Raw genomic sequence first — 1,214 nt, 5'->3', positions numbered from 1 at the left:
TAACAAGAGACTATGGCGTCAATAGTTAAATTTAGACTTTTGGCGCTTCCCAAATCACTCCGTCTCTTAGCATAGAATTTAAGATCACTATCATCTTCCTAACACAGGCAATGAGTGCTACTTTTTTCGGTTTTCCTGCAGCCACCAACTTTTGATATTGGCCTTTAAAAACTGGGTTGGATTGTATTGCTGACATCATCGCCATGTATAAAACAGTCCTGATTTGATGGCGTCCACCTTGTATTTTCCGCATGCCCTTGAAGCGACCACTTTCTCTATTTATGGGCGCAACGCCTACTAATGCAGAAGCTTGTTTGTTGGTCATATAGCCGAGTTCAGGCAGGTTACTAATAATGGATGCAGCGGCTATTTTGCCAATGCCTTTCATGCTTTGAAGAAGGTGATTTTTTGCTTGATATTCAGGACATGACTCAATCAATTTAAGGATTTTATTTTCAATTCTGAGTATTTGATTTTTAAATGCAGTCAGGATTGGTTTGATTGTCATTGCTAATTCTTTAGGCAAGATTTGCAGACGGTTTTTCTCCATAGTTTGCATCACGAGTAATTGGTTTCTACGTGCAACTAAATCACTCATAAGCTGCATATTCTCAGGCTTTAACTGAGATAACGATGGTTTAATAGCTTCACCATAATGCGCAATTAGTTTAGCATCGAGCTTGTCCGTTTTAGCACGTTGACCAATAGCGCCAGCAAAGCGTTTTACATGGACTGGATTGGCAATGACAAAAGGTAAACCAGCTTTAGCGCAGGCCATAATGAATGGCATTTCTAATCTACCCGTGGCTTCGATAATAATACGTTCGGGTTTGTGCTTTTTAATCTCGTTTAAGGCTTCTTTTATTCCTTTGTCATCGTTAGAAACAGTGAAATAAATCTCTAAAGGTCGAACGTAAATATCAAGTTGGAATTTACCAGTATCGACACCGATGTTAATGCTTTGATTTGTTTTGGTATTCATATAAGCTAACTCTTGCTTGTGTAATGCGGGCTCGAGGCCCAGTAGACTATTCGAGTGTGGTGCTTGGAGTCTTTTACAGCGTTCTTTCTTGTTATCGGTCTCTCGACAGAGGAGCCTGCAATCAATCGAACTACTGTAAAAGAAGGCTTTAGTTGCAGCTAAAGCCTGGGCCTCACATTACCCTAAATCGGTATAAAAATAATAATTAAGATGGGTGAATTATCCATACAAG

The 1,214-nt window shown here is 39.5% G+C and carries 1 protein-coding gene; it reads right to left on the bottom strand.

Features of this window, described 5'->3' with window-relative positions:
* Positions 1-31: 31 nt before the first annotated feature.
* Positions 32-982, bottom strand: coding sequence for an IS110 family transposase (locus AN214_RS21690; protein WP_054981609.1), 951 nt, complete (start codon positions 980-982; stop codon positions 32-34).
* Positions 983-1,214 lie beyond the last annotated feature (232 nt).

Origin of the sequence: Pseudoalteromonas sp. P1-9 (assembly GCF_001399975.1) — a bacterium.
Classification (GTDB): domain Bacteria; phylum Pseudomonadota; class Gammaproteobacteria; order Enterobacterales; family Alteromonadaceae; genus Pseudoalteromonas.
The sequence above is the reverse complement of the archived record's forward strand: the minus strand, read 5'-3'. Positions and strand labels throughout refer to the sequence as shown.